Source organism: Mesorhizobium sp. M0058, from assembly GCF_040323095.1.
Taxonomy (GTDB): domain Bacteria; phylum Pseudomonadota; class Alphaproteobacteria; order Rhizobiales; family Rhizobiaceae; genus Mesorhizobium.
Genome location: NZ_JAMYUQ010000034.1, coordinates 1 through 26,639, shown reverse-complemented (window position 1 = coordinate 26,639; position 26,639 = coordinate 1). Strand labels below are relative to the sequence as shown.

The following is a 26,639-nucleotide window of genomic DNA, read 5'->3' as shown; positions in this document are numbered from 1 at the left end:
TGGCAGACGAGAGACAGGGCTGCCGTGGCGGCGCAGAACCAGGTGACAATCGAGGTCGGCACCGCCGGAAAGCGCCGCGACAGCAGCGAATAGGACGACCACAGCAGCGCACAGACGGCCGCCATCGCATAGCCGAAGGTGTAGCGAGCATCGAAGGCGAGGCCGCCACCCTTGGTGACGATCAGCACGGTCCCGGCGAGCCCGAGCAGCGCGCCGACGACATGGTTCCAGGCCAGCTTCTCGCCCGGCATCAGCGCTGATCCCAGCACGATCAGCAGCGGCCACAGATAGGCGATCAGGCTTGCCTCCACCGCCGGCGCGTTGCGCAGCGCGGTGAAATAGAAGAAATGGTAGCCGAACAGTCCGGCAATGCCGATCACCCAGACCTGGCGTGGGATCTTCAGGCTTTTATCGGTGGCCGGCATGAACAGCCGGGCAACCAGCCCGACCGCGGTGCCGATGGTGAAGGTGATGGCCGAGAGCAAGAATGGCGGCACGGCGCCCGACGCATCGGTGAGCAACGCCAGCAGCGCCCACATGGCGACCGCCGAGAAACCGATCAGTGTTGCGCGCCCCATGCCCGTCTCCGGCGACGCGCCCCATTTCTATTCGGGTGGGAGCGTCTATTCAGTTGCTTCGAACCGCCCCGCGCTGACAGTCAAGGTGCCGATCTGCGTCCCGACCGTGGCGTGGATCGGCGCATATATGCCGGTTTGGCCGAGCGGTGCAAACGTCACCATCATCTGGCTCTTCTTCTTCAGGTAATTCAGCGCCTTGCGGCCCTTGCGGTAGCCTGCCACCGGCTCGAAGCTCATCTTGCAGGTGACGGTATCGCCCTTGTAACCCTTGACCGAGATCGATCCTTTCGAGGCGTAGGTCAGCGTCAGGTCGGCGCGCATCTCGCCGTCATAGAATTTCACCTTGCGCCCGCAGACCTGGTCGAGGCTGTCGGCATGGATAACGGTAGCCGCCATCGGATCGAGCACAGATGCCAGATCGTTGCTGCCCAGCGGTATCCAGTTTTTGGGATTGCGCTTTTTCGGTTCGGGAATGACCTGGGTGGCGGTCACCGCGCCATTGGCAAAGCGGATATCGACCATGGAAGCCTTCTTGCCGGACTTATAATCGGCGCGAAATACCTGCGGCTGCATCTGCTTGCCCAGGATCTTGCCCTTTGACGAGATCGTGCCGCTCGTGTCGTCGAACAAGGTGGCGAGACCAGCGCTGGAGACGGTGCCCTCTATGGAATAGCTATCGCCTTCGTAGTGGCTGGAAAATGTCGCCTTGGCCACGGAAAGGCCGAGGAACGACACCGTGTATTCGCCCTTGAAGGACTGTGCGGTGGCTGCGGGCGCGGCGGCAAGGATTGATGTCGGCAAGGCGGCGACAAGTATGGCGACAACGGCATGTGACGGGCGAAGCATGGCGGGCTCGGTCCTTGATTTTTTAACCGGAGGCGGGCGACTCCGGCTTGAAATGTCCCTGTCCGACCGCTTATAGGCTGAATTTCGGCCTTTATGTGAAACGCCCGTCACAGTCGTGGGCAAGCCGGAGCTTGACGCATTGGCGAAATGCAACTAAGGAACGCCAACTTTTCCATAAGGCCGCCTGACTGAAACCGCGCGCCACCCGGCGCGGGCGAACAAGGTTTGGCAGGCTTAGACAGAACTGAAGGTTAGAACCATGTCCCGCACTTGCGAACTCACTGCCAAGGCAGTCCAGACCGGCAACAATGTGAGCCACGCCAACAACAAGACCAAGCGCCGCTTCCTGCCGAACCTCGTCAATGTGACGCTGATTTCGGAAGCGCTGAACCAGAATGTGCGCCTGCGCATTTCGGCCAACGCGCTGCGTTCGGTCGAGCATCGCGGCGGCCTCGACGCCTTCCTGGCCAAGGCCGACGCCAAGGAACTGTCGCAGCGCGCGCGCCTGTTGAAGAAGCAGATCGCCAAGAAGCTGGCCGACCAGCCCGCCGCTTAACGATATCAAGGCGGGGGACGACCGCCCTGAGCATCGGAGCAATCCGATGCTCAAAACTTCTAAGGCAGCAGCATCGGAGCAATCCGATGCTCAAAACTTGCAAGGCAGCGCGACCCGAACTTCGGCTAGCGCCTGGCTGGTTCCATTACCCAGGATAAAAAAATGACTTCCTTCTCGCGATATCTGCCCTTTGTGGCCGCCATGGCGCTTGTCGTCGTGGTATCGAACATCCTCGTGCAGTTCCCGATGCAGGGTCAGGCCGGCGGTCTGTCGCTGGCCGACATCCTGACCTGGGGCGCCTTCACCTATCCCTTCTCCTTCCTGGTCACCGACCTTGCCAACCGCCGCTACGGCCCGACGGTGGCGCGCCGCATCGTCTTTGTCGGCGTCATGACCGCGGTGGTCTGCTCGATTCTCGTCCCGCCCTTCCTGTTTCGCCACGGCCTGATCGAGTTCGAGACATCAGCCGACCGGCTGGTGCGCATCGCCGCAGCTTCCGGCGCGGCCTTCCTTTGCGCGCAATTGCTCGACGTCACCGTGTTCAACCGGTTGCGCCGGCAGAGCTGGTGGCGCGCGCCGATCGTCGGCACGCTGGTCGGCTCGGTGTTCGACACCCTGGTGTTCTTCAGCATCGCCTTTTCGGCCGCCTTCGCTTTTGCCGGCCCGAACGACAGTTTTGCGCTGGAGACGGCGCCGCTGATGGGCGTGCTGCCGGTCGAGACCATGCGCTGGGTCTCCTGGGCGCTGGGCGACCTTTCGGTGAAGCTGATCATCGCTGTTGTGGCCCTGATCCCCTACCGGCTGCTCGCCGCCCACTGGAGCCAGCCGGCCGTGCCTGTCTAGGCCGTGATCCCTTGGGTCCAGCTCGGCTCGGCCAAAACGCCTGACGGCGGACAGGAACTGCGCCTCAAGCAGCGCGGCAGCGAATTCTCGATCATGCTCGGCGCCAATGAGCTGATGAACAGCCGCCTCAGCGGCTCCGAAGAAGCGCTGGCCAAGCTCTCCTGTGAAAAGATCGGCGGCCGCGCCCAACCGAAAATCCTGATCGGCGGCCTCGGCATGGGTTTTACACTGCGCGCTGCGCTTGCCCAATTGGGCGCCGACGCAGGCATCACCGTTGCCGAGCTTGTCCCCGCCGTCATCGCCTGGGCGCGCGGCCCCATGGAGGCGGTCTTCGCCGGCTGTCTCGACGATCCCCGTGTGACGGTTCGCGAAGCCGACGTCGGGCACATCATAAGATCCGACAAGGCAGCCTGGGACGCCATCCTGCTCGATGTCGACAATGGCCCCGAAGGCATCGTCTACAAGGGCAACGACGCCCTCTATGGCGCTGCCGGGCTCGGCGCGGCGCGTGCAGCGCTCAGGCCCGGGGGCGTGCTGGCTGTTTGGTCGCAAGGCCCCGATGCCGGCTTCACACTTAGGCTCAAGCAGGCGGGCTTTGTCGTGGACGAGGTGAAGACGCGCGCCAATGGCAAGCGCGGCGCGCGCCACGTCATCTGGATCGCCACCAAGCCTTAGGGCTCTCAATCCTGGTGCAGGATGAATTCCAGATAGAGGTTGCGCTGCAGGATCGAGTGGTTGTCGTCCGAGATCAGCGACACCATCAGCGCCCCGTCATCGCGGGTCCAGACGTCGAGTCCTTCCATATTGTCGATCTGGTAGCCCATGTCGGCTTCCATCAGCACCGGCCCGTCGGCAACCGCGCCCTTCTCGACGCTTTCGCCATAGATGCGCCTTAGCCGCATCCTGACACCGCCGGCCATCGAGAAACTGCGCTCCAAAAGCAGCAGGTCGCCATCCGGCAGGAAGGCGCCGTCAGTGATGTCGAAATCGCCGTTGCGCTTGACCGTGAAGACGCCCTTGTGCGGCCCTTCGATGATGGCGGCATAGATGTTGCCAACCTTGTCCAAGCTCTTTTCCGAGACCACGACGAGGCCGCCCTCGTGCTGGCCGTTAGGATTGGCGTGGGTGACGGTCTCGAAACCGCGGTTCTGCCGCAGTTCCCGGGCTGGAACCAGGAAGTTCAGTTGCTTGAACGGCGCAGTCATGTTGCTGGGGTCGATCTTGAACTGGGCGACGCGGTGATCGCGCTCGAAGCCGACGGTGGCAATGCCGTCGTTGACTGCAAGGCCCTCGGCATCGACTTCCCATTTCTTGTCGATCGGCCGGCCCTTCTCATCGACCATCTGCTGCATGCGGAAATTCTGGATGCCGGACGGCCGCTTGTCGGCATCATGGGTGATCGAGCCGAAGAACCAGAAGCCCGTATCGGCGACGCCGATGAAATCGCTGCCGGGTTTGACGAACCGAAATGCCGACAGCGCGCCGAAATCGCGCGTCGTCGAGTTCATCTCAAGACCGCCGACGAATTCCAGCAGCCCAAACTGCTTGTCGGCGCTGCCGATATTGAAGGTGGTGATCGGCCGCGCCGAGACTTCGACCGGCTCGACCGCGCTTGGGCCGGCGGCGATGGCCGGCGCAAACGCCATGTCGAACAAGGCAGTGACCGCGAAGAGCATCTGCCGAAACCCGCCGCGCAAAAATATCATCCAGCGCGCCGGTAGCCGCCGCGGCGTGTATCGCGCACGTTTTCCTCGGCAAACAGCGAGGCCAGCTGCTCGGTCATGGCGCCGGCCAGTTCCTCGGCATCGACGATGGTGACGGCGCGCCTGTAATAGCGGGTAACGTCGTGGCCGATGCCGATGGCCAGCAGCTCGACCGGCGAGCGCGTCTCGATCAGCTCGATGACGGCGCGCAGATGCCGCTCGAGATAGTTGCCAGGATTGACCGACAGCGTCGAATCGTCCACCGGCGCGCCGTCCGAGATCATCATCAGGATCTTGCGCTGTTCGGGCCGGGCGATCAGCCGGTTGTGCGCCCATAACAACGCCTCGCCGTCGATGTTTTCCTTGAGCAGGCCCTCGCGCATCATCAGGCCGAGATTGCGCCGGGCGCGACGCCATGGATGATCGGCGGATTTGTAGATGATGTGGCGCAGATCGTTGAGCCGGCCGGGGTTCGGCGGCTTGCCGTCCTTCAGCCACTTCTCGCGAGCCTGTCCGCCCTTCCACGCGCGCGTGGTGAAGCCGAGGATCTCGACCGAGACGCCGCAGCGCTCCAGCGTGCGCGCCAGAATGTCGGCACAGGTGGCGGCAACCGTGATCGGCCGACCGCGCATCGAGCCCGAATTGTCGAGCACCAGCGTCACCACCGTGTCGCGGAATTTGGTGTCGCGCTCCTGCTTGAACGACAACGGCTGCATCGGGTCGATGACGACACGAACCAGGCGTGCCGGATCGAGATATCCCTCTTCGAGGTCGAAATCCCAGGAACGGTTCTGCTGCGCCATCAGGCGGCGCTGCAGCCGGTTGGCGAGCCGTCCGACGACGCCGGAGAGATTGGCCAGTTGCTTGTCGAGGAAGGCGCGCAGCCGGTCGAGTTCTTCTTCCTCGCACAGCTCTTCCGCACCGACGGTCTCGTCGAAGGCGGTGGTGAAAACCTTGTAGTCGATCTCTTTCGGCAGGTTGGCGAACGGGTTGTCGTTACGGCGCGCCTCGCCCGGCGTTTCGGCGTCCGCATCGTCATCGTCGGAAAGATCGTCGGCAGTGGCGTCGGAGGCCTCAGTCTCGGACGACTGTTCGTCGTCGGCCGAGGCCTCGGCATCCTCGGATTGCGACTGCTCGGAGCCGGAATCCTCTTCGCCGCCCTCCTCGCTCTGCTCCTCGCCTTGCGGCTGGTTCTCGTCATTGTCCTCGGAGTCTTCGGTCTCCTGATCGTCGCCGAGTTCCTCGGCCATCTCCATGGACGCCAGCATCTCACGCACGACGCGGGCGAAGGCCTGCTGGTCGCCGAGCTTGGCCGACAGTCCGTCGAGATCGGCCTTGGCCTTCTCCTCGACCCAGGGCCGCCAGAGTTCGACCAGCCGCTCGCCGCTCTTCGGGATCGGCCGCCCGGTCAGCTTCTCGCGCACCATCAGCGCCAGCGCTTCCTCGATCGGCGCGTCGGCCTTGTCCTTGACGTCGACAAGGTTGGCCTTGGCGTATTTGTCCTCCAGCATGGAGCCGATATTGTCGGCGACGCCCTGCATGGCGCGGCTGCCGATCGCCTCGACGCGGGCCTGTTCCACGGCGTCATAGATCGAGCGCGCCAGCTTGCCTTCCGGCGCCAGTTTGGTGTGGATACGCTGATCGTGGCAGGCGCGCTTCAGCGCCATGGAATCGCCCAGGCCACGAGTAATCGCGATGTCTGTCTTGGACGCTTTCTTCGGCAGTTCGGGCAGACGGGCGCGGCTGCCGGCGAGCGCCGGGCGGTCCTTGGCGAAACCGACTTCGAGCTCCTTGTCGCCGGCGATGGCGCGCATGCAGACGGTGACGGCACGCTTGAAGCTGTCGGCTTCAGACCCCGTCTTCGACTTGTTGCGCGTGTTGTCGCCCGGACCCGCCATCGAGGCTCAGCTTACCCCAGCACCACGTTGGCGGCGCTCTCGGGCAAATCCTCGCCGAAGGCGCGCTGGTAGAACTCGGCCACCACCGAACGCTCCAGCTCGTCGCACTTGTTGAGGAAGGTCAGCCGGAACGCCATGCCGATATTGCCGAAGATCTCGGCATTTTCGGCCCAGGTGATGACGGTACGCGGGCTCATCACGGTCGACAGATCGCCATTGATGAAGGCCGAGCGCGTCATGTCGGCGACGCGCACCATCTTGTTGACGATGTCCTTGCCCTTGCCGTCGCGATAGTGCTTGGCCTTGGCCAGCACGATGTTCACCTCATTGTCGTGCGGCAGGTAGTTCAGCGTGGTGACGATCGACCAGCGATCCATCTGCGCCTGGTTGATCTGCTGCGTGCCGTGATAGAGGCCGGTGGTGTCGCCGAGGCCAACGGTGTTGGCGGTCGAAAACAAGCGGAACGCCGGATGCGGGCGGATGACCCGGCTCTGGTCGAGCAGCGTCAGGCGGCCCGATGATTCCAGCACGCGCTGGATGACGAACATCACGTCCGGACGGCCTGCATCGTACTCGTCGAAGCAGAGCGCGACATTGTGCTGGTAGGCCCAGGGCAGGATGCCGTCGCGGAATTCGGTGATCTGCAGGCCATCCTTGACGACGATGGCGTCCTTGCCGACGAGGTCGATACGGCTGACATGGCTGTCGAGGTTGACGCGCACGCAGGGCCAGTTCAGGCGGGCTGCGACCTGTTCGATGTGCGTCGATTTGCCGGTGCCGTGATACCCCGACACCATGACGCGGCGATTGTAGGCAAAGCCGGCAAGGATCGCCAGCGTCGTTGCCTTGTCGAACAGATAGTCCGGATCGATGTCCGGCACATGTTCCGAGGTTACCGAATAGGCCGGCACCACCATCTTGGACTCGAAGCCGAATTTGTCTTTCACCGACACCGTCGTGTCGGGCAAATTGGCGATGTCGCGATCGACCTTGTTCATCTCTATCCAAGTCTCCACGGGCGAAATGCCTGATTTCGCCGGCAATCGATTTTGTCCGGGGGCGGTCTTAGAGCCTTTTCCACCCTTATGAAAGTTGGAAAACGACACGAACCGTTAGGTTGCTCAGCACAAACCCGCCTGCTTGAGCACGCGATAGGCCTGCAGCACATCGCGGAACCGGTCTTCCGAACCTCTATCGCCGCCATTCGCATCCGGATGGTGGCGCTTCACAAGTTCCTTATAGCGCGCCTTGATGTCCTTGCCAGTCGCCTTTGTATCAAGGCCAAGCGTTTCCAGCGCCTTGGCCTCAAGCGGCTTGGCCTTGCGTTCGCGCGCCTCGCGCGGGTCCTTCGGTCCTTTGAACAGGTCGAAAGGATCGCGCATGCGGTTGTAATAGCCGGCGCGACCGGAACGCTGCTGGGCGAAATCGGGCGAGGAGCGCGTCGAGGCGCCGGCGACGCCCATCTTCCATGTCGGCCGGTGGCCGGTCATCGCTTCCTTCTGGAAGCGGGCTATCTCGGTGTCCGGCACGCCGGAGAAGTAGTTGAAACCCTTGTTGTATTCGCGCACATGATCGAAGCAGAACTGAAAATACTCGCCTTCCTTCATGCGTCCGACCGGCGCCCGGTGGGTACCGGCCTCCTTGCAGCCGTCCCACTGGCAGATCGGCGAGTGCGACTTCAGCTCCGCATCCTTGTCGGGACGGACCCGAATTTTCTCGAAGTATTTGGGGTACGGTTTCATCTCACCCATTTATGGGCTGTTCGCACGTGCGAAACAAGAATTGACATTTTCGCGATCATCGCCCTAACCGCTGAATCGCGGCATAAAGCAGGGCGAATGGCGATTTTTAAGGCGGCCCGGCGGGATCGATCCCGATTTCCCGATCACGCCTTGCAGATATGGTGAAGGGAGATGGCGATGTCCATACAGGCGACGATGGAAGACAAGCTGAACAAGGCGTTTTCGCCGGAGCGGCTGGCGATCGTCAATGAAAGCCACCTTCATGCCGGTCATCACCACCACGGCTCCGACGATCACGGTGCCTATGACGGCACCGGCGAGACGCATTTTCGCGTCCGCATCGTCTCATCCGTCTTTGCCGGCATGAGCCGCATCGACCGCCACCGCGCCGTCAACGAATTGCTGGCAGCGGAGCTGCAAGCCGGCGTCCATGCGCTGGCAATCGAACCGGCTGCACCCGGCGAAAAGACCCGTTGGTAAGTCTCTCCGCCTCAGATCACCGCTTCGATGAGAAACGGTCCCGGACGCGACAGGGCACTGTCGAGCAGCGCGTCGAACCGCTCGCACGTGTCGGCGCGGGCCGCCTCGACGCCCATGCCTTTGGCCAGCGCAACCCAGTCCAGCGCCGGATGGTCGAGATCGAGCATGCGCCTGGCGTTCTCGCCGATCTCATTGACCCCGACATTCTTCATTTCGCCATGCAGGATGGCGTAGGTCCGGTTGGAAAAGATGATGGTCACGACGTCAAGCTTTTCCCTGGCCTGGGTCCACAGTCCCTGCACCGTGTACATGCCACTGCCGTCGGCTTCGAGATTGATCACCTTGCGGTCCGGGCAGGCGATCGCCGCGCCGGTAGCCATGGGAATGCCGCCGCCGATCGATCCGCCCGTACCCATCATGTAGTCGTGCGGCGCCGCAAAGGCGGATAGCGTGAAGAACCGTCTCGCCGAGGTGACTGCTTCGTCGCAGACGATGGCATTGGCCGGAAGTTTGCGCGCCACCGACAGCGCGATGGCATCGTCCGTCAGTCTGCCGCTCAGCGTCGGTTCGTCTGGAAAGGCGGTTGCGGCGGCGAATTGCTGCGTCGGCTTGATGCCGAGCTCGTCGGCCAGCGCCTCCAGCGCCGCTTTCAGATCCTGGCCATGCGCCGCCAGCGAAAGCACCTTGCAATCGTCCCGAACCAGCCGCCCGGGCTTGCCGGGATAAGCGAAGAAGGCAACCGGCTCCTTGGCGCCGACCAGCACCAGCAAATCGATATCCCGGAGCGTGGCCGTCGCCGCATCGACCGGATAGGGAATGCGGGTCGGGGCGAACCGCCCGCGGCCGCGCTGCATGCGGGCGATCAGAACCTCACTGAACAGCCTGACATCGCTTCCCGATGAGATTCTCCCTGCGATTTCAAGTCCATCGGCGCGCGCCGCCTGCCCACGCACCACCATGCCGACACGGCCCGGCGCGGCGCGGATTGCTTCGGCGATCGTGCGCACAACAGCCATGTCGACGGCGGGCGGCGGCTCCAGCTCCACCTTGCCAGGTGAAATCGCAGCAACTTCGCCCCAGGCGGCATCCGCAGGCAGGATCAGCGTCGTGACGCCAGGCGGCGTGAGTGAGGCGCGGAAAGCCGCCTCTGCGGCCGGCACAATATCGGCCGGCCCCTTGACGCGGCCAACCCAGTTCGACATCGGCGACGCCAGGCCTTCTATGTCGCTGGTCAGCGGGGCATCGAGCGGCAGATGGTAAGAAGCATGGTCGCCGACAATGTTGATCATCGGGCTGCGCGCACGCCTTGCGTTGTGCATGTTGGCCAAACCGTTGGCGAGACCCGGTCCGGTATGCAGCAACGTTGCTGCCGGGCGGTCGGTCATGCGCGCATAGCCGTCGGCGGCGCCGGTCACCACGCCCTCGAACAGGCCGAGCACGCAGCGCATCTGAGGTTTGCGGTCCAGTGCGGCAACGAAATGCATTTCGGATGTGCCAGGATTGGCGAAGCAGACCGTGACGTCATTGGCCAGGAGCACGTCGCACAGCAGATCGGCGCCATTCATGATTTTCTTTCCCAATCGACAATTCAGGAACAATTGCACCTGTAGGCGCCGGGTCGGCAATGTCCCGCCGGGGCTTTTGGTCTGATCCAGGACGCCTCGCGGGGATCCGGGATCAACCGACGGTCCATTCAGGAATGGCCAGCATCGCGGCGGTCAACGCGTCGCCGTCCTCGCCGAAGTCGTGATTGATCGACATATGCGTGTAGGCGTTGCCGTCGAACAGCGTCACTTCAGTGCCGGTGGCGCGCAGGCGTTTGGCAAAGCCTTCGATTGGTCGTCGCGGCCTTCGGCGCGCGAATAGGCGATGAAGGTCGGCGGATGCTTGTGTCCATCGAGATAGCTGGCCGGCGACAACGCCGCCCATCAACTCCGCAGCACCGGGCAACCCACCATTCCAGCCACTCCGAATGTTTCCTCCCAAGCCTTCTACCCGGATTGCAGCCACTCTCCTTCATGTGAAGGGAACCAACAATGCTTTCCGACAGTTGAAGGTGATGAGGCGATTGGAATCCAGATCGGCTCCGAGGGCAGAACATCATGCGTGCAACCCAATCCGACGTCTTCGATCTTTTTTCGGAAATTTATGCCAATGCGGCGGACGAAGAGGTCAGCATCCAACAGTATCTTCTTGCCTGTCGGGAAGACAAATCGATGTACGCTTCGGCGCCCGAAAGGATGGTCGACGCAATCGGCGAACCAAAACTGGTTGACACCAGCAAAGACGAGCGGCTCGGCCGCATTTTCTCGAATCGGACCCTCAAGGTCTACCCTCATTTTTCCGACTTCTATGGAATGGAGGATACGATCGAGCGCATAGCCGGATATTTCCGCTATGCCTCGCAGGGGCTCGAAGAACGCAAGCAGATCCTCTATCTCCTCGGCCCGGTCGGCGGCGGCAAATCCTCTCTGGCCGAGCGTCTGAAGAAACTGATGGAGCAGCGCCCGATCTACACGCTGAAGGTCGGCAACCAGATCAGCCCGGTTTTCGAGTCGCCGCTTGGGCTGTTCCATCCCGATCACATGGGTGATCTGCTAGAGGATAAATACGGCATAGCCCGGCGCCGGCTGAACGGATTGATTTCGCCATGGGCGGCCAAGCGCCTCGACGAATTGTCTGGCGACATTTCCAAATTCAGCGTCGTCAAGCTGATGCCTTCGCGGCTGCGCCAGATCGGCATTGCCAAGACCGAACCTGGCGATGAGAACAATCAGGATGTCTCGGCCCTGGTCGGCAAGGTCGACATCAGGCAATTGGAAAATTTTAGCCAGTCCGACCCCGATGCCTATTCCTATAGCGGTGGCCTGAACCGGACCACGCAAGGTCTGCTTGAATTCGTCGAGATGTTCAAGGCACCCATCAAGGTTCTGCATCCGCTGCTGACCGCGACACAGGAAGGCAGCTACAACGGCACTGAAAATTTCGGCGCCTTTCCCTACCAGGGGATCATCGTCGCCCATTCCAACGAGTCGGAATGGCAACAGTTCAAGAGCAACAAGAACAACGAGGCGTTTCTCGATCGCATCCTGGTGGTCAAGGTACCCTATTGCCTGCGGATCACCGAAGAGAGGCAGATCTATGAGAAATTGCTGCGTGAGAGCGAGTTGGCCGCCAGCCCCTGTGCCCCTGAAGTTTTGGACATCCTCAGCCGCTTTGCAGTTTCGACGCGCTTGGCCGAGCACGACAACTCGCCGCTCTACACCAAGATGCGCGCCTATGACGGCGAAAATCTGAAGGAAGTCGATCCCAGGGCAAAGTCGGTCCAAGAATATCGCGACGCCGCCGGCGTCGATGAAGGCATGACGGGCGTCAGCACGCGCTTTGCCTTTAAGATCCTTTCGCAGACATTCAACTTCGATAATGAGGAGGTGGCCGCGGATCCTGTGCATCTGATGTACATTCTGGAGGAGGCGATCAAGCGGGAGCAGTTCCCGAAGGAAACGGAAGCGGCCTATCTTGAATTCATCAAGTCGGAGCTTGCGGCGCGCTACGCCGAGTTCATCGGCCACGAAATCCAGAAGGCCTACCTGGAGTCCTATAGCGAATACGGCCAGAACCTCTTCGACCGCTACATCGCCTATGCGGATGCCTGGATTGAGGACCAGGACTACAAGGACCCCGACACCGGCCAGATCCTCAACCGGGAGATCCTGGACAACGAACTTTCGCAGGTCGAGAAACCGGCAGGCATCGCCAATCCCAAGGACTTCCGTAACGAGGTGGTGAAGTTCACTCTGCGCGCTCGCGCAAGAAACCACGGCCGCAACCCGTCATGGACCAGCTATGAAAAACTGCGCGAGGTCATCGAGAAGCGGATGTTCGGACAGGTCGAGGACCTCTTGCCGGTGATCAGCTTCGGCTCCAAGCAAGACAGCGTTACGGAAAAGCGCCACAACGAATTCGTGCAGCGCATGATCGAGCGTGGCTACACAGAACGGCAGGTACGCCGGCTGGTGGACTGGTACATGCGGGTGAACAAGGCGGGTTGACAGAGCCGGATGGTTCCATGCCGATCTTCATCGACCGTCGCCTGAACCCCAAGGACAAGAGCCTTGGCAATCGACAACGCTTCCTCAGGCGTGCTCGCGAGGAGTTGAAGCGGAGCATTCGCGATCAAATCCGCACTGGCAGGATCGCCGACGTGGATACCGAGCACGCCGTGCCCATGCCTGAAAGGAAAACGGCCGAGCCGAGCTTCAACGATGACAGGGCCAGCGGACGGCGCCGACACATCCTTCCGGGCAACAGGCATTTTTCCCCTGGAGACCTGCTCCCGAAGCCGCATGGGGGCGGCGCGGCGTCGTCGCCAGGAAACACGGCGTCGGAAGACGATTTTCGTTTCGTGCTGTCACGCGAGGAGGTGCTCGAACTCTTTTTTGAGGATCTCGAACTGCCCGACCTGGTTAAGCTCAATCTCAAGGAAATCCTTGCCTTCAAGCCGCGCCGGGCCGGCTTCGCGGCAACCGGTTCCCCGACCAACATCAATGCCGGCCGCACCATGCGCAACAGCCTAGGCCGGCGCATTGCGCTGAGGCGCCCCACGCAGCAGGAACTGGAGGCGATCCTCCGGGAAATCGTCACGCTTGAGTCGGCCCCGGCCGGCGCGGCGGTGCGCCAGCGCATCGCGGAATTACGCGACGAGCTTGACCGGCTGGAGCGACGGCGCAGGCGAATTGCCTTTGTCGATCCGGTCGATATCCGATTCAACCGCTTCGACGCCCGGCCGGTGCCGAATGCCAATGCCGTCATGTTCTGCCTTATGGACGTGTCCGGATCGATGGGCCAACGCGAAAAGGACTTGGCCAAACGCTTCTTCGTGCTGCTGCACCTGTTCTTGAAACGGCGCTACGAACGCACGGAGATCGTCTTCATCCGCCATACCCATGAGGCGCACGAAGTGGATGAGGACACGTTCTTCTACAACACGCAGAGCGGCGGTACGATCGTCTCCACCGCGCTCGACGAAATGCACCGCATTATCGGCCAGCGCTATCCTGCCAGCGAGTGGAACATTTACGCCGCGCAGGCCTCTGACGGGGACAATTTCACCACCGATTCCGAGCGATGCATAGAGCTCATGAACGGCAAGCTCATGCGCCTGTGCCAGTATTTCGCCTATGTCGAGATCATCGACGAACGCGAGAGCCACATATTCGGTGCTACCGAAAACGGGACCTCGCTTTGGCGCGCCTACAGTACGATCGAGCTGAAATGGCCCAACTTCCAGATGAGCCGCATCGCTGCTCCCGCGGATATTTACCCGGTCTTCCACCGGCTCTTCGCCAGGCAGCCGGCGGCCATCAAGAGCGCTTGAGAGAGAGAGATGGTCAGGCGAGCCAATGAAACGAATTTGTTGTTTTCCGGTTCCGACTGGAATTTCGAGAAATTATCGCGGGCTTTTCAAGAGATCGAGGCGATCGCGGTCGACGAGTTGCATCTCGATACTTACCCGGTCCAGATGGAGATAATCTCCTCCCAGCAGATGCTCGACGCCTACTCATCTATCGGCATGCCACTGATGTATCGGCATTGGTCGTTCGGCAAACATTTCCTTCACCAGGAGCTTCTTTACCGTAAGGGTGGTCGGGGGCTGGCCTATGAACTGGTCATCAACTCCAATCCCTGCATCGTCTACCTCATGGAGGAAAACACCATGGCGTTGCAGGCACTTGTGACGGCCCACGCGGCGCTTGGCCACAATCATTTCTTCAAGAACAATCATCTGTTTCAGCAATGGACCGACGCCGGGGCAATCCTGGGTTATCTGGACTTCGCCAAGGGCTACATCGCCCGGTGCGAGGAGCGGCACGGCCTTGCAGCAGTGGAGGCCATTCTCGATTCCGCCCATGCGCTGATGGAACAAGGGGTGTTCCGCTACCACCGGCCGCCAAAGCTCTCGTCGGAGCGACAGCGCGAAGGGCTTCGCGAGCGCCTCGAATACGAAGAGCGCTCCTACAACGATCTGTGGCGCACGCTGCCGCCGTCGCAGAACAAAAACAAGTCCGGCAATGAGGATCAAGGGATGGCGGAGCGCAAGAGATCGCTCAACCTGCCCGAGGAAAACCTCCTGTATTTCCTCGAGAAGAACAGCCTGATCCTGGAACCCTGGCAGCGCGAGATCATCAGGATCGTCCGCGTCATCGCGCAATATTTCTACCCGCAGCGACAGACTCAAGTGATGAATGAAGGCTGCGCCACCTTCGTGCATTATACGCTCATGAACATGCTATTCGATCGTGGCCGGATCGGCGAAGGTGCCATGCTCGAAATCCTGCGCAACCATTCGAACGTGATCTTCCAGCCGGCCTTTGACGATCCCCGGTTTTCAGGCATCAATCCCTATGCCCTCGGCCTCGACATGATGCAGGACATACAGCGCATTTCGACCGAGCCGACGGCGGAGGACCGCGACTGGTTCCCGGACATTGCAGGACATGGCAACTGGCGCGAGGTCCTGCTTGAGGCCTGGGCCAACCACCGCGACGAATCCTTTATCCGCCAGTATCTCAGCCCGAGCTTGATCCGAAAATGGCGGTTCTTCGTGCTTGGCGATGGAGCCGACAAACCGCATTTCGAAGTCGCGTCTATCCACAACGAACGTGGCTATCACAAGATACGCGCCCAGCTAGCCCACAGTTACGACCTTGGAGCGAATCGGCCGGACATCCAGGTGATTGATGTCGACCTGCTCGGCGACCGGCAGTTGCGGCTGCAACACAGGGTAAAGGATGGTGTTGTGCTCGAAGGGGCCAGCCGTGACGCGACGCTGCGCCATGTCCGCAGCCTCTGGGGCTACGAGGTCAGCCTGGTCGCAGTTGACGCTCAAACCGGTGCGACCATCCACGAACGGTCTACGAGCCAGATCGCTGCATAAGCTCGGCAAAGAGCGTCATATGGCGGGCCTGCTCGGTACCTTTAAGATTCGCCCGCCGGCCTGATCCTGATTCTGGCGATCCGGTTTTTGTCGCGCTTCATCACCACGAAGCGCTTGCCGTGGAAGGTGAAAGCCTGCTTTTCCTCGGGGATCGACTGCGTCTCGTGGATGACCAGCCCGGCAATGGTGGTCGCTTCCTCGTCAGGCAGGTTCCAGTCGAGCGCCCGGTTGAGATCGCGGATCGGCACGGTGCCGTCGACGACCACGGAACCGTCCGCCTCCTGCTTCACGCCCTGAATGTCTACATCGTGCTCGTCGGCGATCTCGCCAACGATCTCCTCGATAATGTCCTCCAGCGTCACCAGCCCTTCGACCTCGCCATATTCGTCGACGACGATAGCGAAATGCGCCTTGGCGCGCAGGAAGGCGTTGAGCTGTTCCTGCAGCGTCGTGGTGTCGGGCACGAACCAAGGCTTCGAAGCGATCTTCATCACGTCGATCCGGGAAAAGTCGTTGCCGACCTCGTTCAGCGCTCGCAGCAGGTCCTTGGCGTGCAGCACGCCGACAATGTTGTCGAGAGAGCCTTTCCACAACGGCATGCGGGTGTGCGGGCTTTGCAGGATCTCGCGCACCACCGCTTCCGGCCCATTGTCGGCATTGACCGAGCGCATATTGGTGCGGTGGACCATGATGTCGGAGACTTCGAGCTCGGCGAGATCGAACAGCCCGCCGACGCGGTCGCGGTCCTCACGCACCATCTGGCCGTCGCGGCGGAAATCGTCGACCGCGCCGCGCAACTCGTCCTGTGTCGAGCGCTGCGGCTCGATGCGCGACAGCTCATAGCCGAACATGGCAAGCAGGCGCGTGCGCACGGCCAGGACCAGCAGGATGAGGATGGCAAGGACGGCGACGACGGTCCAGCCGGGCTCGTTGATCATCGCTGCCGGCTTTCCTGGCCCGGGTGGTTCTCCCTGAGGAACGAAAGTACTTCCGACGCCGGTACATCCTTGGCAATAAAAGCCTGGCCAACGCCGCGCGTCAGGATGAAGGTCAGCGCGCCGCGCGACACTTTCTTGTCCTGGGTGATGAAGCCAAGCAGCGCCTCGGCATCGGGCAACTCACCAGGGATGTCGGCCATCCGCCAGGGTAGACCGACGGCGCGAAGATGCGCCTCGACCCGCGCCGCGTCGTCGGGGCTGGCCAGATTGAGCCTTGCGGAAAAGCGGTGCGCCAGCGCCATGCCGATGGCGACGCCTTCGCCATGGACGAGGCGGGCGCCGTCATACTGTGTGGCGCCTTCCAGCGCATGGCCGAACGTGTGGCCAAGATTGAGCAGTGCGCGGTCGCCGGTTTCGAACTCGTCGCGGGCGACGACATCGGCTTTGGCGCGGCAGGCCTCGGCAATCGCCTCCGCCCGTTCCGCACCACCGGCGAACACCTTTTCCCAGTTCGCTTCCAGCCAGGCGAAAAACGCCGGTCGGTCGATCAACCCGTATTTGGCAAGCTCGGCATAGCCGGCGCGAAATTCGCGGATCGGCAGCGTGTCGAGCACTTCGGTGTCGGCCAGCACCAGCTTCGGCTGATGGAAAACGCCGACCAGATTCTTGCCGCGCGGGCTGTTGATGCCGGTCTTCCCACCGACCGAGGAATCGACCTGCGCCAGCAGCGAGGTTGGAATCTGGACGAAATTCATGCCGCGGCGCACGATGCCGGCGGCAAAGCCGGTGAGGTCGCCGATGACGCCACCGCCGAGCGCAATGACGACATCGCCGCGCTCCAGCTTGGCGGCGAGCACGCCGTCGACCACCTCTTCGAGGTGGGCAAAGCTCTTGGTCTTTTCGCCGGCCGGCAAAGTGATGACGGCAGGCTGGATGCCGCCTGTTTCCAGACCGGCCTTCAGCGCGTCGAGATGTGCCGCCGCGACATTGTCGTCGGTGACCACCGCCGCCCTCGTGCCGGGCAGGCGGCGCGAAATCTCGGCGCCGGCGCGCGCCAAAAGGCCGGGGCCGATCAGGATGTCATAGGCGCGCTCGCCAAGGCCGACCTCGACAGTGACCGGTTCGCTCACAGCCGCACCTCGCCCGGCGCAGTCGGAGCCGGAATGCCGAAATGCCCGCACAGCGCGTCGACAACCTCCGTCGCAATGACCTCCTTGCGGTCGTCGCGTGTCGGCACGGTGATGTTGGACGTGGCATAGACCGGGTAGCGCTCGCCCATCAGTCGCTCGAGCACGGCGCGCGGATCGGCGCTTTTGAGCAACGGCCGGTTCTGCTTCTTGGACACGCGCTCCATCAACAGGTCGATCTCGGCCTTCAGCCACACCGACACGCCATGCCCGGCGATCGCTTCCCGCGTCTGCGCATTCATGAACGCGCCGCCGCCGGTCGACAGCACCTGCGGCCCACTCTCCAGCACGCGCAGGATGACGCGCTGCTCCAATGCCCGGAATTCGGTCTCGCCATAGCGTTCGAACAGTTCCGGCACCGTCATGCGCGACACGGTTTCGATCTCCTGGTCGCTGTCGACGAAGGGCAGCGACAGCATCGTCGCCACCTTGCGGCCGATCGCCGTCTTGCCGGCGCCCATCAGGCCGACAAAGACGATCGAGCGGCTGCCCAGCCTGTCGAGCAGCGCGGCATGGCTATCGCCGGGAGGATTTGCTGGTAACGCGTTCATGAGACCATGCTGTTTCTAAGCCGTCTTTGCCGGCGTATCGACATCAAAAGCCCGTTTGCGTCAAGCATAGCGCCTTTCGCACGCAGAGCCCTTCGTCCTTGAATTGACGGAATTAGCGTCCCATAAGGACACGGGCTTGGAATCGCAGAGCAAGAAGACGGGCGAAGATTGATGCCGACACTGTTCCGCTTTGTCGTGACGATGATGATTCTTGCCGGCATTGCCTATGGTACGATGGTGGCGCTGGCGATGTTCGTCGAGCCGAAAAAAGCCGAAATCACCGTGCGCATCCCACCGGAAAAGCTGAACCCCAAGAAAAACTGACCCAAACTGACCCCTGGAACATGAACAGCGCGGCTCGCATCGAAGCCTTTCTCGAGATGATGAGCGCCGAACGCGGTGCCGCTGCAAACACGCTGTCTTCCTACCGCCGTGATCTCGAAGACGCTTCGCAGCAGATTGCCGGCGGGCTTGCCGCTGCCGCCGCAGCCGACATCCGCGCCTATCTCGACGATATCGCGGCGCGCGGCTTTGCGTCGACGTCGCAGGCGCGCAAACTGTCGGCGATCCGCCAGTTCTTCAAGTTTCTCTACGCCGAGGGCTTGCGCGGCAACGACCCGACCGGCACGCTGGACAGTCCGAAAAAGGGCCGGCCGCTGCCCAAGACGATGAGCGAGGCCGATACCGGTCGGCTGCTCGACCGTGCGGCGCTTGAGACAGGCGATGGTGTCAATGGCGACCGGGTGGCGGCACTGCGCCTGCACGCTTTGGTCGAGGTGCTCTATGCCACCGGCCTGCGCGTCTCCGAACTTGTCGGCCTGCCGGTGACCGTCGCCCAGCGCGACGACCGCTTCTTCATGGTGCGCGGCAAGGGCGACAAGGAGCGCATGGTGCCGCTGTCGGCCAAGGCCCGCATGGCGATGCGGGCATGGCTCACGGCCCGGGCGTCGGTGCCGGCTTTCGCCGACAGCCCGTTTCTGTTCCCGGCCGCCGGCGACAGCGGCTTTCTCTCCCGGCAGGTCTTTGCCCGCGACCTCAAAGGCCTTGCCGCGCGGGCCGGCATATCGGCGGCCAAAATTTCGCCGCATGTGCTGCGCCATGCTTTTGCCAGCCATCTCCTGCAGAACGGCGCCGATCTCAGGGCAGTGCAGCAGCTGCTCGGCCACGCCGATATCTCGACCACGCAGATTTACACGCATGTGCTGGAAGAGCGGTTGGTGCGGCTGGTCAACGATCATCATCCGCTTGCCGACTAGGCCTCATATCGCTATGTGAGGGCAACGTGCCCGCGCGGAGCCTACATCTGCGCGATGTTTGCCTTCCGACGCATCGGTCCGCTCAAGAATGTACAATTACCTCGATTTCGAAAAGCCGGTGCAGGACCTTGAACTCAAGATCCTCGAGCTGAAGAAGCTTGCCGAGAATGGCGAGGCGGTCGACGTCGGCGACGAAATCAGCCGGCTCGAGAAGCGCGTGCGCGACGCGCTGCGCGACATCTACAAGGCGCTGACGCCGTGGCAGAAGGTGCAGGTCGCGCGCCACACCGACAGGCCGCATTGCCTCGACTACATCAAGGGTCTGTTCAGCGATTTCACGCCGCTCGCCGGCGACCGCAATTTCGGCGAGGACCAGGCGATCATCGGCGGCTTCGCCCGCTTCCGCGGCGAACCGGTGGCCGTCATCGGTCAGGAAAAGGGCTCCGACACGGCGAGCCGGCTCAAGCACAATTTCGGCTCGGTGCGCCCTGAAGGCTACCGCAAGGCCGTGCGGCTGATGGAACTTGCCGACCGTTTCCAGATCCCACTTCTGACGCTGGTTGACACCGCCGGCGCCTACCCCGGCGTTGGCGCCGAGGAACGCGGCCAGGCTGAAGCCATCGCCCGCTCAACCTCGGCCTGCCTCGGCCTCAAAGTGCCATCGATTTCGGTTGTCATCGGCGAAGGCGGTTCGGGCGGCGCCATTGCGATCGCCACCGCCAACCGCGTCTACATGCTGGAACACGCCATCTATTCGGTGATCTCGCCGGAAGGCGCTGCCTCGATCCTGTGGCGCGACACCACGCGCTCGAAAGATGCGGCGACCAACATGAAGATCACCGCCCAGGACCTTCTGGAAATGAAGATCATCGACGCCATCATTGCCGAGCCGCTCGGCGGCGCCCAGCGCGCGCCCGAAACGGTGATCGCCGCCACCGGCGACCTCATCGCCAAGACGATGAAGGATTTTGCCGGCGCCAACACCGATTTTCGCGAACAGCGCCGCGAAAAATATCTGGCGATGGGCCGCAGCCTCTGATTTTTGCCGGCAGCGCACCGCAATGTGGCGTCAAGGAGCAATTTCGCCACAAAAATGCCGCCGCATTCGGCTCAATAAAAAATCCGTGACACCGAGCGAATTGCCGTGGGGGGCGCCTTCCGATGCTTGCGGTAAGGAATTTTCAAGGTTAACGGGCTTAGGGTCCGTCGGTGTTCAGCATGCAGGCCCGGGCGCTATCCGGCCGTGACGCGAGAAAAAGACATAGCCGTATCCATGTTTACCAAGCTTGCCCGCACTGGACTTCTGATCGCCGCGCTTGGCGTTGCCGGCTGCAACGATTCCTCGATGAAGAATTTTGCGCCGGAAGCCAGCAAGCCGCTGCCGGACAAGATCCTGGCCGACATGAAGGCCAAGGGCATGATCCGCACCTCGTCGGTGATGGCCCGCATCTTCAAGGAAGAAGGCAAGCTCGAAATCTGGAAGGCCAAGACCACCGGCCGCTACGAGATGGTCGCCAGCTACGACATCTGCAAATGGTCGGGCAAGCTCGGCCCAAAATACACCGAGGGCGACCGCCAGGCGCCGGAAGGTTTCTATACGGTCCGCCCGTCGCAGATGAATCCGCGCTCGAACTATCATCTGTCCTTCAACATCGGCTATCCCAACGCCTATGACCGTGCCAATGGCCGCACCGGCGCCAATCTGATGGTGCACGGCGCCTGCTCGTCGTCGGGCTGTTATTCGATGACCGATCCGCAGATCGAGCAGATCTACGCTTTTGGTCGCGATGCCTTCCAGGGCGGCCAGACCGAGTTCCAGATCCAGGCCTTCCCGTTCCGCATGACCGCCGCCAACATGGCGCGCTACCGCAACGACCCGAACTATGAGTTCTGGAAGATGCTGAAGGTCGGTTACGACAATTTCGAGATCACCAAGGTGCCACCGAAGGTCGATGTCTGCGACAAGCGCTATGTCTTCAACCAGGTGGCGCCTGAGGGCACGACATTCGATCCGACCGGCGCCTGCCCGGCGACCACGCAGCCGGATTCGCTGAAGAGCGCACTCAACGCCTATCAAAGCAGCTATGACGCGGCCTTCACCGGCGCGGTCAAAGCCAGCGTGCCGGCGCCCAAGCCGACCATTGCCGGCATCAAGGAAGCCGCCATCGTTTCCGACTGGTCGAAGCGCCGCGCCCGGGGCGAGCGCGTGCCGATCGAACCGCCGTCGCTGAATTCCGACGGCACGCTGACCGAGACGGCGCGCATGGGGCGCATCGATTCGCCCGCCGGCCGCAAGATGGCGGCGCTGGACGCAGAGAAGGAAGCCAAGCGCAAGGCCGAGGAACAGCGGGTTGCGGCCATCGAGGCTGCGAAAGCCGCCAAGGCCCAGGCACTGGCTGAAAAGCAAGCGGCAAAGGCCCAAGCGCTGGCCGAAAAGGAAGCAGCCAAGCAGGCCGCCCAGCAGCCGGTCGCCACTGCGAGCGTCGAGGCGGCGCCTGCAGAACCGCCGGCGGACGAAAGCCGGATGTCGAAGATCAAGAACAAGCTGCTAGGCATGTTCGGCGGCTGAGGTTTTCGCCTTGCCGATGCATGCCGCCCAAAAGTGCGCCGCGGTTTTGGGACAAAGACATGCATGAAGACAAACAAACAAATCACACCGCGATCTATGACCTCAAGGGCCTGAACTGCCCTCTGCCCGTTCTCAAGGCGAAAAAACGCCTGGCGGCAATGCAGCCGGGCAGCCGGCTTTGGCTGGAGACCACCGACCCGCTGGCGGTCATCGACATCCCCGCCTTTTGCGCCGACGCTGGTCACCAACTGGTTGAAACGTCAGCCGTCAGCGGCGGCCACCGCTTCCTGGTCAAACGCGGCGCAGAGCGAGCCTGAGAATCAGCCCCCGGCTATCGCCAGCGGATTGCTCTCCAGCGCCGCGCGATCCGGCGTGTCGATTGACGGCCGGTTGGTGAAGGCGGAAAACAGCCGGCGCACATAGTCTTCCGGCATATCGAGCGTGATCAGCACCAGCCTGGTGCCGCGCTGGCCGTCCGGCCAGGCCAGCAGCCGCGCCGGCGGGTGCAGGATCTTCTGCACCCCGTGGACGACAAGCGGCCGCGACGGGTCCTCCGCAAGCTCGATGATGCCCTTCATCCGCAAAAGCTTGTCGCCATGCGCAGAACGCAGCAGGTCGAGGAACATCTCGATCGCCGAAAACGGCACCGGGCCGTCATGGACCAGCGAGTAGGAGCGCACGCGGGAATCGTGGCGGTGGTGGTGCTCATGCTCGCCGTGGTCATGATCATGATGATGGTGGTGCTCATGGGCGGCTTCTTCGCCGAGCCAGCGCCGGACATCGGCGGATTTGGTCGCCGGATTGTAGAGGCCGCAATCGAACAGCGCCGTGACGCCGGTTCGGCCGTCGCCGGCGTCCAGCACCACGGCGCCTGGATTGAGCTGATGGAGTCGCGTTCGCAAAGCATCGACGTCGCCGGGATCGCTGGCCAGATCGACCTTGGTCAGCACGATGCGATCGGCGACCGCCACCTGCTTGACCGCCTCGACATGGCCGTCGAGCGTCGCATTGCCGTTGACCGCGTCGACCAGCGTGATGACGCCATCAAGTCGGAAGGCCTGCACAAGGGCGGGATGCGCCATGATCGACTGCAGCACCGGCGCCGGATCGGCGAGCCCGGTGGTTTCGACAACGACGCGGGCAAGGCGGGCGATACGGCCGGTCTGCAGCCGGTCGACGAGGTCAGCCAGCGTATCGACCAGTTCGCCGCGCACCGTGCAGCACAGACAGCCGTCGGACAACTGGATGATGCCGTCCGAGGCCTGCTCGACCAGCAGGTGGTCGATCGCCACCTCACCGAATTCGTTGATGATGACGGCCGTGTCGACCAGTGCCGGATCTTTGAGCAGCCGGTTGAGCAATGTCGTCTTGCCGGCGCCGAGGAAGCCGGTGACCACCGTGACGGGTATCGGAAAGCCAGCCATCGCCTAGTTCGCGGCTTTGACCAGCTGGTCGCCCTGCACCGCGGTTGCCTGGCCCACCACGGCCGGTTCGGCGCCCTTTGGCGCCGGAATGTCTGGCCGCCAGCTCGGCAGCGGCACATCGGCGTATTCCTGGCCGCCCTGGTCGAGCATCGCCTTCGGCGCCGGCCCGGTGGCGCCGCCGAGGCCCACGGCAACCAGCGTCGGCACGTGGTCGAGCTTTTCCTGATAGGGCGATTTCGGCACGTCGGCACCCTTCGCGGCCACCGGCGGAGCCGCCTCGGACTGCTCGTGCGGCGCCTTCTTCCTGCAGATCTCATCATGCATGTCGTTGGGTGACATTGTATCGCCATAGGAAGGCATGGCCGCGACCGTGAGCCAGTTCGGGTCGGGCGTGGCAAAGCCCTGGTCGAGCAGCCTGGCGGCGGTCTCGGCACGGCTGATCGCCGATTTTTCGCCGAGCACGACCGCGACCAGCGTGCGGCCATTGCGTGTCGCCGAGCCGATCATGTTGAAGCCCGAGGGACAGACGAACCCGGTTTTCATGCCGTCGGCGCCGGGATAGCGCCCGATCAAGAGATTGTAGTTGGAGATCGCCTTCTTGCCGACGGCAAGGCCTTCGATCGAGAACCAGGGGGCGTATTGCGGGAATTCCTTGCGGATCGCCATCACCAGCAGGGCAAGATCGCGCGCCGTCGTATACTGCTCCGGCGAAAACAGTCCGTTCGGATTGACGAAATGCGTTCCGGTCATGCCGAGCCGCGCCGCCTCCGCATTCATGCGAACGGCGAATCCGGCCTGCGAGCCGCCTATGTTTTCGCCGATGGCCATGGCGATATCGTTGGCCGATTTGACCAGCATCATCTTCAACGCATTGTCGAGCCGCATCACCGAGCCCGGCTTGAAGCCCATCTTGCTGGGCGGTTCGCCCGCCGAATGCTTGGTCACCTTGATCGGTGAATCGAGCTGGACCTCGCCGGCGGCAATCGCCCGGAAGGTGACATAGGCGGTCATCAGCTTGCTCAGCGAAGCGGGATACCAGCGCTTGAATGCGTCCTGGTGCTGCAGAACCTTGCCGCTGTTGAGGTCGAACAGGATCACCGGATTGGCCAAAGCTGGCCCAGCCAGCATGGGTAGCGCCAAGCCGCCCGTTAGCAGTAATTTGAGGATATGGCTGTGCCGCATCATGGAATCCGAAATCGCCTCTTGCCGTAGTCGCCCCTGGCTCCGTAAGATTTCGTTACGCGATGGCCAGCATGACCTGATCCGGCCCTCAATTTCCGGATCACATTGTCTGGGGTGCTATTTACCCTATGTGACGCCAAGATGGCAAAGTGCCAAGATGGCAACAAGCATGGCAATCACAATTGCAATCAAGCAGGCCAGATCGTCTGCTCCAACAGCGAGATGGAACCATTATGCCGATTCTCAACCGCGCCGCCGAGATGCAGGATGAAGTTGCCGGCTGGCGACGCCATCTGCACCAGACGCCAGAACTGAATTTCGATGTCTTCAAGACCGCCGCCTTCGTCACCGAGAAGCTGAAGGAATTCGGCTGCGACGACGTGGTGACGGGCCTCGGCAAGACCGGCGTGGTCGGCATCATCCATGGCCGCAAGGGGCAAGGCGCGACCATCGGCTTGCGCGCCGACATGGACGCGCTGCCTATCAACGAGATCACCGGCAAGCCCTATGCCTCGACCATTCCCGGCAAAATGCATGCCTGCGGCCATGACGGCCATACGGCGATGCTTTTGGGCGCCGCCAAATATCTGACCGAAACGCGCAATTTCGCCGGCTCGGTCGCGGTTATCTTCCAGCCGGCGGAAGAGGGCGGCGGCGGCGGCAACGAGATGGTCAAGGACGGCATGATGGAGCGTTTCGATATTTCGCGAGTCTTTGGCATGCACAACATGCCGGGCCTGCCGGTGGGCCAGTTCGCCATCCGGCCGGGCCCGATCATGGCGGCGACCGCCGAGTTCACCATCACCGTGAAGGGCCGCGGCGGCCATGCGGCGATGCCGCACGGCACGATCGACCCGATCGTCATCACCAGCCAGTTGGTCGGCGCCCTTCAGACGGTCGCTTCGCGCAGCACCGATCCGGTCGAGGCGGTGGTGGTTTCGGTGACGAAGTTCCACGCCGGCGACGCCTACAACGTCATTCCCGAGACCGCCGAGATTGCCGGCACGGTGCGCACACTGAAGAAAGAGATCGCCAAGAAGTCGGAAGAGCGCATCCGCACCATCTGCGAAGGAATAGCCACCGCCTTCGGCGCGACGATCACTGTCGACTATGACGCCAACTATCCCGTGACCTTCAATCATCCGGAAGAAACGGTCTTTGCCGGCGATGTCGCGGCACATGTCGCCGGCGACACCCAGGTCCACCGCGCCATCCAGCCGGTGATGGGCGGCGAAGACTTCTCCTACATGCTGGAAGCCCGCCCTGGCGCCTTCATCTTCATCGGCAATGGCGAGACCGCCGGCCTCCACCATCCGGCCTACGACTTCAACGACGAAGTCATCCCGCACGGCATGAGCTACTGGGTGAAACTGGCCGAAACGGCGCTCGCAGCCTGACATATGCCGCCGAAAGGCCGGCCGATTAGCCTTCGGCCGGCCTTTTCATTGCCTTCGGCGAGCCTCTTGGCGAAACGATCCGAAGCGGCTATGTGTCGGGCCGCGTGGTCCCGTAGCTCAGTAGGATAGAGCGGCAGATTCCTAATCTGTAGGTCACAGGTTCGATTCCTGTCGGGATCACCAGCAAGATCAAAGGCTTGGTGACTGAGATAGCCTGTCGGCATGTTGCAGCACTGATGGACTGGTTTTCGGTGATTTTCACGGACGCGACCAAGCAAGCAGCCTGACTTTAGTTCCATAGAAAAGTCCATCCCTGAGGTCTCAGGAGCGAGCTTTAAGCATCTACAGCCGCGAAGAGAATCGACCTCTTGCAAGTACAATTCCAGATCGAGCGATGGTTCCCAGTCGATCCGTTACGGTCTGAGTTCGGCGCCGCCAACTCAACCAAGCCGGCCGTATCCTAGCTGGCAACCAGGGGCACCGTGACGGTCGTGGCGTAATTTATCGGATACTGGTCGAAATACGGGAAAGCGATGACGAAGGCATAGCTGG

Annotated in this window: 26 protein-coding genes and 1 tRNA gene; 14 read left to right on the top strand and 13 right to left on the bottom strand. The window is 62.2% G+C overall.

Annotation, left to right across the window (positions count from 1 at the left end; translation table 11 throughout):
* Positions 1–578 (bottom strand): DMT family transporter (locus tag NKJ75_RS32005; protein WP_352500697.1); only part of this gene is annotated, 578 nt, incomplete at its 3' end.
* Between the two features lie 45 nt (positions 579–623).
* Entirely contained in the window at positions 624–1,424 is an 801-nt protein-coding gene (locus NKJ75_RS32000; RefSeq protein WP_023686727.1) for a DUF3108 domain-containing protein, read from the bottom strand.
* A gap of 259 nt (positions 1,425–1,683) precedes the next feature.
* Here NKJ75_RS32000 and rpmB point away from each other — a divergent pair, with 259 nt between their 5' ends.
* The 3 genes from rpmB (at position 1,684) to NKJ75_RS31985 (ending at position 3,498) form a co-directional block, all read left to right on the top strand.
* Positions 1,684–1,980, top strand: a complete 297-nt coding sequence (gene rpmB, locus NKJ75_RS31995) for a 50S ribosomal protein L28 (RefSeq protein WP_023670682.1) — start codon at positions 1,684–1,686, stop codon at positions 1,978–1,980.
* A 162-nt stretch (positions 1,981–2,142) separates the two neighbouring features.
* Positions 2,143–2,823, top strand: a complete 681-nt coding sequence (locus tag NKJ75_RS31990) for a queuosine precursor transporter (protein ID WP_352500696.1) — start codon at positions 2,143–2,145, stop codon at positions 2,821–2,823.
* A gap of 3 nt (positions 2,824–2,826) precedes the next feature.
* Positions 2,827–3,498 (top strand): polyamine aminopropyltransferase, encoded by a 672-nt coding sequence (locus NKJ75_RS31985; protein WP_352500695.1) that lies wholly within the window; start codon positions 2,827–2,829, stop codon positions 3,496–3,498.
* A gap of 5 nt (positions 3,499–3,503) precedes the next feature.
* Here NKJ75_RS31985 and NKJ75_RS31980 read toward each other — a convergent pair whose 3' ends face one another.
* The 4 genes from NKJ75_RS31980 to NKJ75_RS31965 form a co-directional block, all read right to left on the bottom strand.
* Complete coding sequence (locus NKJ75_RS31980; RefSeq protein WP_352500694.1) at positions 3,504–4,529, bottom strand: esterase-like activity of phytase family protein; 1,026 nt, start codon at positions 4,527–4,529, stop codon at positions 3,504–3,506.
* Complete coding sequence (cobT, locus tag NKJ75_RS31975; RefSeq protein WP_023685363.1) at positions 4,526–6,424, bottom strand: cobaltochelatase subunit CobT; 1,899 nt, start codon at positions 6,422–6,424, stop codon at positions 4,526–4,528. Before cobT ends, NKJ75_RS31980 begins: the two co-directional genes overlap by 4 nt.
* Positions 6,425–6,435: 11 nt before the next feature.
* Entirely contained in the window at positions 6,436–7,422 is a 987-nt protein-coding gene (cobS, locus tag NKJ75_RS31970) for a cobaltochelatase subunit CobS (RefSeq protein ID WP_023670677.1), read from the bottom strand.
* 123 nt (positions 7,423–7,545) lie between these two features.
* On the bottom strand, positions 7,546–8,175 hold the full coding sequence (locus NKJ75_RS31965) for a J domain-containing protein (RefSeq protein ID WP_032887126.1): 630 nt from the start codon (positions 8,173–8,175) through the stop codon (positions 7,546–7,548).
* Between the two features lie 168 nt (positions 8,176–8,343).
* Between NKJ75_RS31965 and NKJ75_RS31960 the strand changes: the two genes are divergently transcribed.
* A complete protein-coding gene (locus NKJ75_RS31960) occupies positions 8,344–8,646 on the top strand; it encodes a BolA family protein (protein WP_023670675.1) in 303 nt (100 codons plus the stop codon).
* Between the two features lie 11 nt (positions 8,647–8,657).
* On the opposite strand, the gene NKJ75_RS31955 is transcribed toward NKJ75_RS31960, so the two are convergent.
* Positions 8,658–10,211: an acetolactate synthase large subunit gene (locus NKJ75_RS31955; protein WP_023711703.1), complete on the bottom strand. Its 1,554-nt coding sequence runs from the start codon at positions 10,209–10,211 to the stop codon at positions 8,658–8,660.
* 112 nt (positions 10,212–10,323) lie between these two features.
* On the bottom strand, positions 10,324–10,575 hold the full coding sequence (locus tag NKJ75_RS31950) for a hypothetical protein (RefSeq protein WP_352443956.1): 252 nt from the start codon (positions 10,573–10,575) through the stop codon (positions 10,324–10,326).
* A 173-nt stretch (positions 10,576–10,748) separates the two neighbouring features.
* On the opposite strand from NKJ75_RS31950, the gene NKJ75_RS31945 reads away from it, so the two are divergent.
* From NKJ75_RS31945 to NKJ75_RS31935, 3 genes are read left to right on the top strand one after another with little or no spacing between them, the layout of a single operon-like run.
* On the top strand, positions 10,749–12,698 hold the full coding sequence (locus NKJ75_RS31945) for a PrkA family serine protein kinase (RefSeq protein WP_023714986.1): 1,950 nt from the start codon (positions 10,749–10,751) through the stop codon (positions 12,696–12,698).
* Positions 12,699–12,715: 17 nt separating this feature from the next.
* Positions 12,716–14,023 carry a YeaH/YhbH family protein gene (locus NKJ75_RS31940; protein ID WP_023686733.1) on the top strand — a complete coding sequence of 436 codons (1,308 nt, stop codon included), beginning with the start codon at positions 12,716–12,718 and terminating at the stop codon, positions 14,021–14,023.
* A gap of 9 nt (positions 14,024–14,032) precedes the next feature.
* On the top strand, positions 14,033–15,583 hold the full coding sequence (locus tag NKJ75_RS31935) for a SpoVR family protein (protein WP_352500693.1): 1,551 nt from the start codon (positions 14,033–14,035) through the stop codon (positions 15,581–15,583).
* A 41-nt stretch (positions 15,584–15,624) separates the two neighbouring features.
* On the opposite strand, the gene NKJ75_RS31930 is transcribed toward NKJ75_RS31935, so the two are convergent.
* Genes NKJ75_RS31930 through NKJ75_RS31920 form a run of 3 tightly spaced genes read right to left on the bottom strand, consistent with a single transcriptional unit; the run spans position 15,625 to position 18,259 of the window.
* Positions 15,625–16,521, bottom strand: a complete 897-nt coding sequence (locus NKJ75_RS31930) for an HlyC/CorC family transporter (protein ID WP_023670669.1) — start codon at positions 16,519–16,521, stop codon at positions 15,625–15,627.
* Complete coding sequence (gene aroB, locus NKJ75_RS31925; protein WP_023694054.1) at positions 16,518–17,651, bottom strand: 3-dehydroquinate synthase; 1,134 nt, start codon at positions 17,649–17,651, stop codon at positions 16,518–16,520. Before aroB ends, NKJ75_RS31930 begins: the two co-directional genes overlap by 4 nt.
* Entirely contained in the window at positions 17,648–18,259 is a 612-nt protein-coding gene (locus tag NKJ75_RS31920; protein WP_023670667.1) for a shikimate kinase, read from the bottom strand. The genes aroB and NKJ75_RS31920 overlap by 4 nt, the downstream gene beginning before the upstream one ends.
* Positions 18,260–18,430: 171 nt before the next feature.
* Here NKJ75_RS31920 and NKJ75_RS31915 point away from each other — a divergent pair, with 171 nt between their 5' ends.
* The 5 genes from NKJ75_RS31915 to NKJ75_RS31895 all read left to right on the top strand — a co-directional run bounded on the left by NKJ75_RS31915 (position 18,431) and on the right by NKJ75_RS31895 (position 22,401).
* Entirely contained in the window at positions 18,431–18,583 is a 153-nt protein-coding gene (locus NKJ75_RS31915; RefSeq protein ID WP_023670666.1) for a hypothetical protein, read from the top strand.
* A 20-nt stretch (positions 18,584–18,603) separates the two neighbouring features.
* Positions 18,604–19,515 (top strand): site-specific tyrosine recombinase XerD, encoded by a 912-nt coding sequence (locus NKJ75_RS31910; RefSeq protein ID WP_352500692.1) that lies wholly within the window; start codon positions 18,604–18,606, stop codon positions 19,513–19,515.
* A gap of 88 nt (positions 19,516–19,603) precedes the next feature.
* A complete protein-coding gene (locus NKJ75_RS31905; RefSeq protein ID WP_023685389.1) occupies positions 19,604–20,554 on the top strand; it encodes an acetyl-CoA carboxylase carboxyltransferase subunit alpha in 951 nt (316 codons plus the stop codon).
* A gap of 234 nt (positions 20,555–20,788) precedes the next feature.
* Positions 20,789–22,084 (top strand): L,D-transpeptidase family protein, encoded by a 1,296-nt coding sequence (locus NKJ75_RS31900; RefSeq protein WP_023686738.1) that lies wholly within the window; start codon positions 20,789–20,791, stop codon positions 22,082–22,084.
* A 59-nt stretch (positions 22,085–22,143) separates the two neighbouring features.
* Complete coding sequence (locus NKJ75_RS31895; protein ID WP_352500691.1) at positions 22,144–22,401, top strand: sulfurtransferase TusA family protein; 258 nt, start codon at positions 22,144–22,146, stop codon at positions 22,399–22,401.
* A 3-nt stretch (positions 22,402–22,404) separates the two neighbouring features.
* Here the strand turns inward: NKJ75_RS31895 and NKJ75_RS31890 are convergent, their stop codons facing one another.
* Both NKJ75_RS31890 and NKJ75_RS31885 read right to left on the bottom strand, forming a co-directional pair.
* Positions 22,405–23,508, bottom strand: a complete 1,104-nt coding sequence (locus NKJ75_RS31890) for a CobW family GTP-binding protein (RefSeq protein ID WP_023686739.1) — start codon at positions 23,506–23,508, stop codon at positions 22,405–22,407.
* A gap of 3 nt (positions 23,509–23,511) precedes the next feature.
* Positions 23,512–24,690, bottom strand: a complete 1,179-nt coding sequence (locus NKJ75_RS31885; RefSeq protein WP_023694057.1) for a D-alanyl-D-alanine carboxypeptidase family protein — start codon at positions 24,688–24,690, stop codon at positions 23,512–23,514.
* Positions 24,691–24,923: 233 nt separating this feature from the next.
* Here NKJ75_RS31885 and NKJ75_RS31880 point away from each other — a divergent pair, with 233 nt between their 5' ends.
* Both NKJ75_RS31880 and NKJ75_RS31875 read left to right on the top strand, forming a co-directional pair.
* Positions 24,924–26,087: a M20 aminoacylase family protein gene (locus NKJ75_RS31880; RefSeq protein ID WP_023699100.1), complete on the top strand. Its 1,164-nt coding sequence runs from the start codon at positions 24,924–24,926 to the stop codon at positions 26,085–26,087.
* Positions 26,088–26,193: 106 nt separating this feature from the next.
* Positions 26,194–26,270 (top strand) — tRNA-Arg (locus NKJ75_RS31875).
* Positions 26,271–26,639 lie beyond the last annotated feature (369 nt).

What these genes read in the sequence shown, in the direction of transcription:
- NKJ75_RS32000 (WP_023686727.1), bottom strand. Translation starts at nt 1,424, where the DNA reads ATGCTTCGCCCGTCACATGCCGTTGTCGCCATACTTGTCGCCGCCTTG.
- rpmB (WP_023670682.1), top strand. Translation starts at nt 1,684, where the DNA reads ATGTCCCGCACTTGCGAACTCACTGCCAAGGCAGTCCAGACCGGCAAC.
- NKJ75_RS31990 (WP_352500696.1), top strand. Translation starts at nt 2,143, where the DNA reads ATGACTTCCTTCTCGCGATATCTGCCCTTTGTGGCCGCCATGGCGCTT.
- NKJ75_RS31980 (WP_352500694.1), bottom strand. Translation starts at nt 4,529, where the DNA reads ATGATATTTTTGCGCGGCGGGTTTCGGCAGATGCTCTTCGCGGTCACT.
- cobT (WP_023685363.1), bottom strand. Translation starts at nt 6,424, where the DNA reads ATGGCGGGTCCGGGCGACAACACGCGCAACAAGTCGAAGACGGGGTCT.
- cobS (WP_023670677.1), bottom strand. Translation starts at nt 7,422, where the DNA reads ATGAACAAGGTCGATCGCGACATCGCCAATTTGCCCGACACGACGGTG.
- NKJ75_RS31965 (WP_032887126.1), bottom strand. Translation starts at nt 8,175, where the DNA reads ATGGGTGAGATGAAACCGTACCCCAAATACTTCGAGAAAATTCGGGTC.
- NKJ75_RS31960 (WP_023670675.1), top strand. Translation starts at nt 8,344, where the DNA reads ATGTCCATACAGGCGACGATGGAAGACAAGCTGAACAAGGCGTTTTCG.
- NKJ75_RS31955 (WP_023711703.1), bottom strand. Translation starts at nt 10,211, where the DNA reads ATGAATGGCGCCGATCTGCTGTGCGACGTGCTCCTGGCCAATGACGTC.
- NKJ75_RS31950 (WP_352443956.1), bottom strand. Translation starts at nt 10,575, where the DNA reads ATGGGCGGCGTTGTCGCCGGCCAGCTATCTCGATGGACACAAGCATCC.
- NKJ75_RS31945 (WP_023714986.1), top strand. Translation starts at nt 10,749, where the DNA reads ATGCGTGCAACCCAATCCGACGTCTTCGATCTTTTTTCGGAAATTTAT.
- NKJ75_RS31940 (WP_023686733.1), top strand. Translation starts at nt 12,716, where the DNA reads ATGCCGATCTTCATCGACCGTCGCCTGAACCCCAAGGACAAGAGCCTT.
- NKJ75_RS31935 (WP_352500693.1), top strand. Translation starts at nt 14,033, where the DNA reads ATGGTCAGGCGAGCCAATGAAACGAATTTGTTGTTTTCCGGTTCCGAC.
- NKJ75_RS31930 (WP_023670669.1), bottom strand. Translation starts at nt 16,521, where the DNA reads ATGATCAACGAGCCCGGCTGGACCGTCGTCGCCGTCCTTGCCATCCTC.
- NKJ75_RS31920 (WP_023670667.1), bottom strand. Translation starts at nt 18,259, where the DNA reads ATGAACGCGTTACCAGCAAATCCTCCCGGCGATAGCCATGCCGCGCTG.
- NKJ75_RS31915 (WP_023670666.1), top strand. Translation starts at nt 18,431, where the DNA reads ATGCCGACACTGTTCCGCTTTGTCGTGACGATGATGATTCTTGCCGGC.
- NKJ75_RS31910 (WP_352500692.1), top strand. Translation starts at nt 18,604, where the DNA reads ATGAACAGCGCGGCTCGCATCGAAGCCTTTCTCGAGATGATGAGCGCC.
- NKJ75_RS31905 (WP_023685389.1), top strand. Translation starts at nt 19,604, where the DNA reads ATGTACAATTACCTCGATTTCGAAAAGCCGGTGCAGGACCTTGAACTC.
- NKJ75_RS31900 (WP_023686738.1), top strand. Translation starts at nt 20,789, where the DNA reads ATGTTTACCAAGCTTGCCCGCACTGGACTTCTGATCGCCGCGCTTGGC.
- NKJ75_RS31895 (WP_352500691.1), top strand. Translation starts at nt 22,144, where the DNA reads ATGCATGAAGACAAACAAACAAATCACACCGCGATCTATGACCTCAAG.
- NKJ75_RS31890 (WP_023686739.1), bottom strand. Translation starts at nt 23,508, where the DNA reads ATGGCTGGCTTTCCGATACCCGTCACGGTGGTCACCGGCTTCCTCGGC.
- NKJ75_RS31885 (WP_023694057.1), bottom strand. Translation starts at nt 24,690, where the DNA reads ATGCGGCACAGCCATATCCTCAAATTACTGCTAACGGGCGGCTTGGCG.
- NKJ75_RS31880 (WP_023699100.1), top strand. Translation starts at nt 24,924, where the DNA reads ATGCCGATTCTCAACCGCGCCGCCGAGATGCAGGATGAAGTTGCCGGC.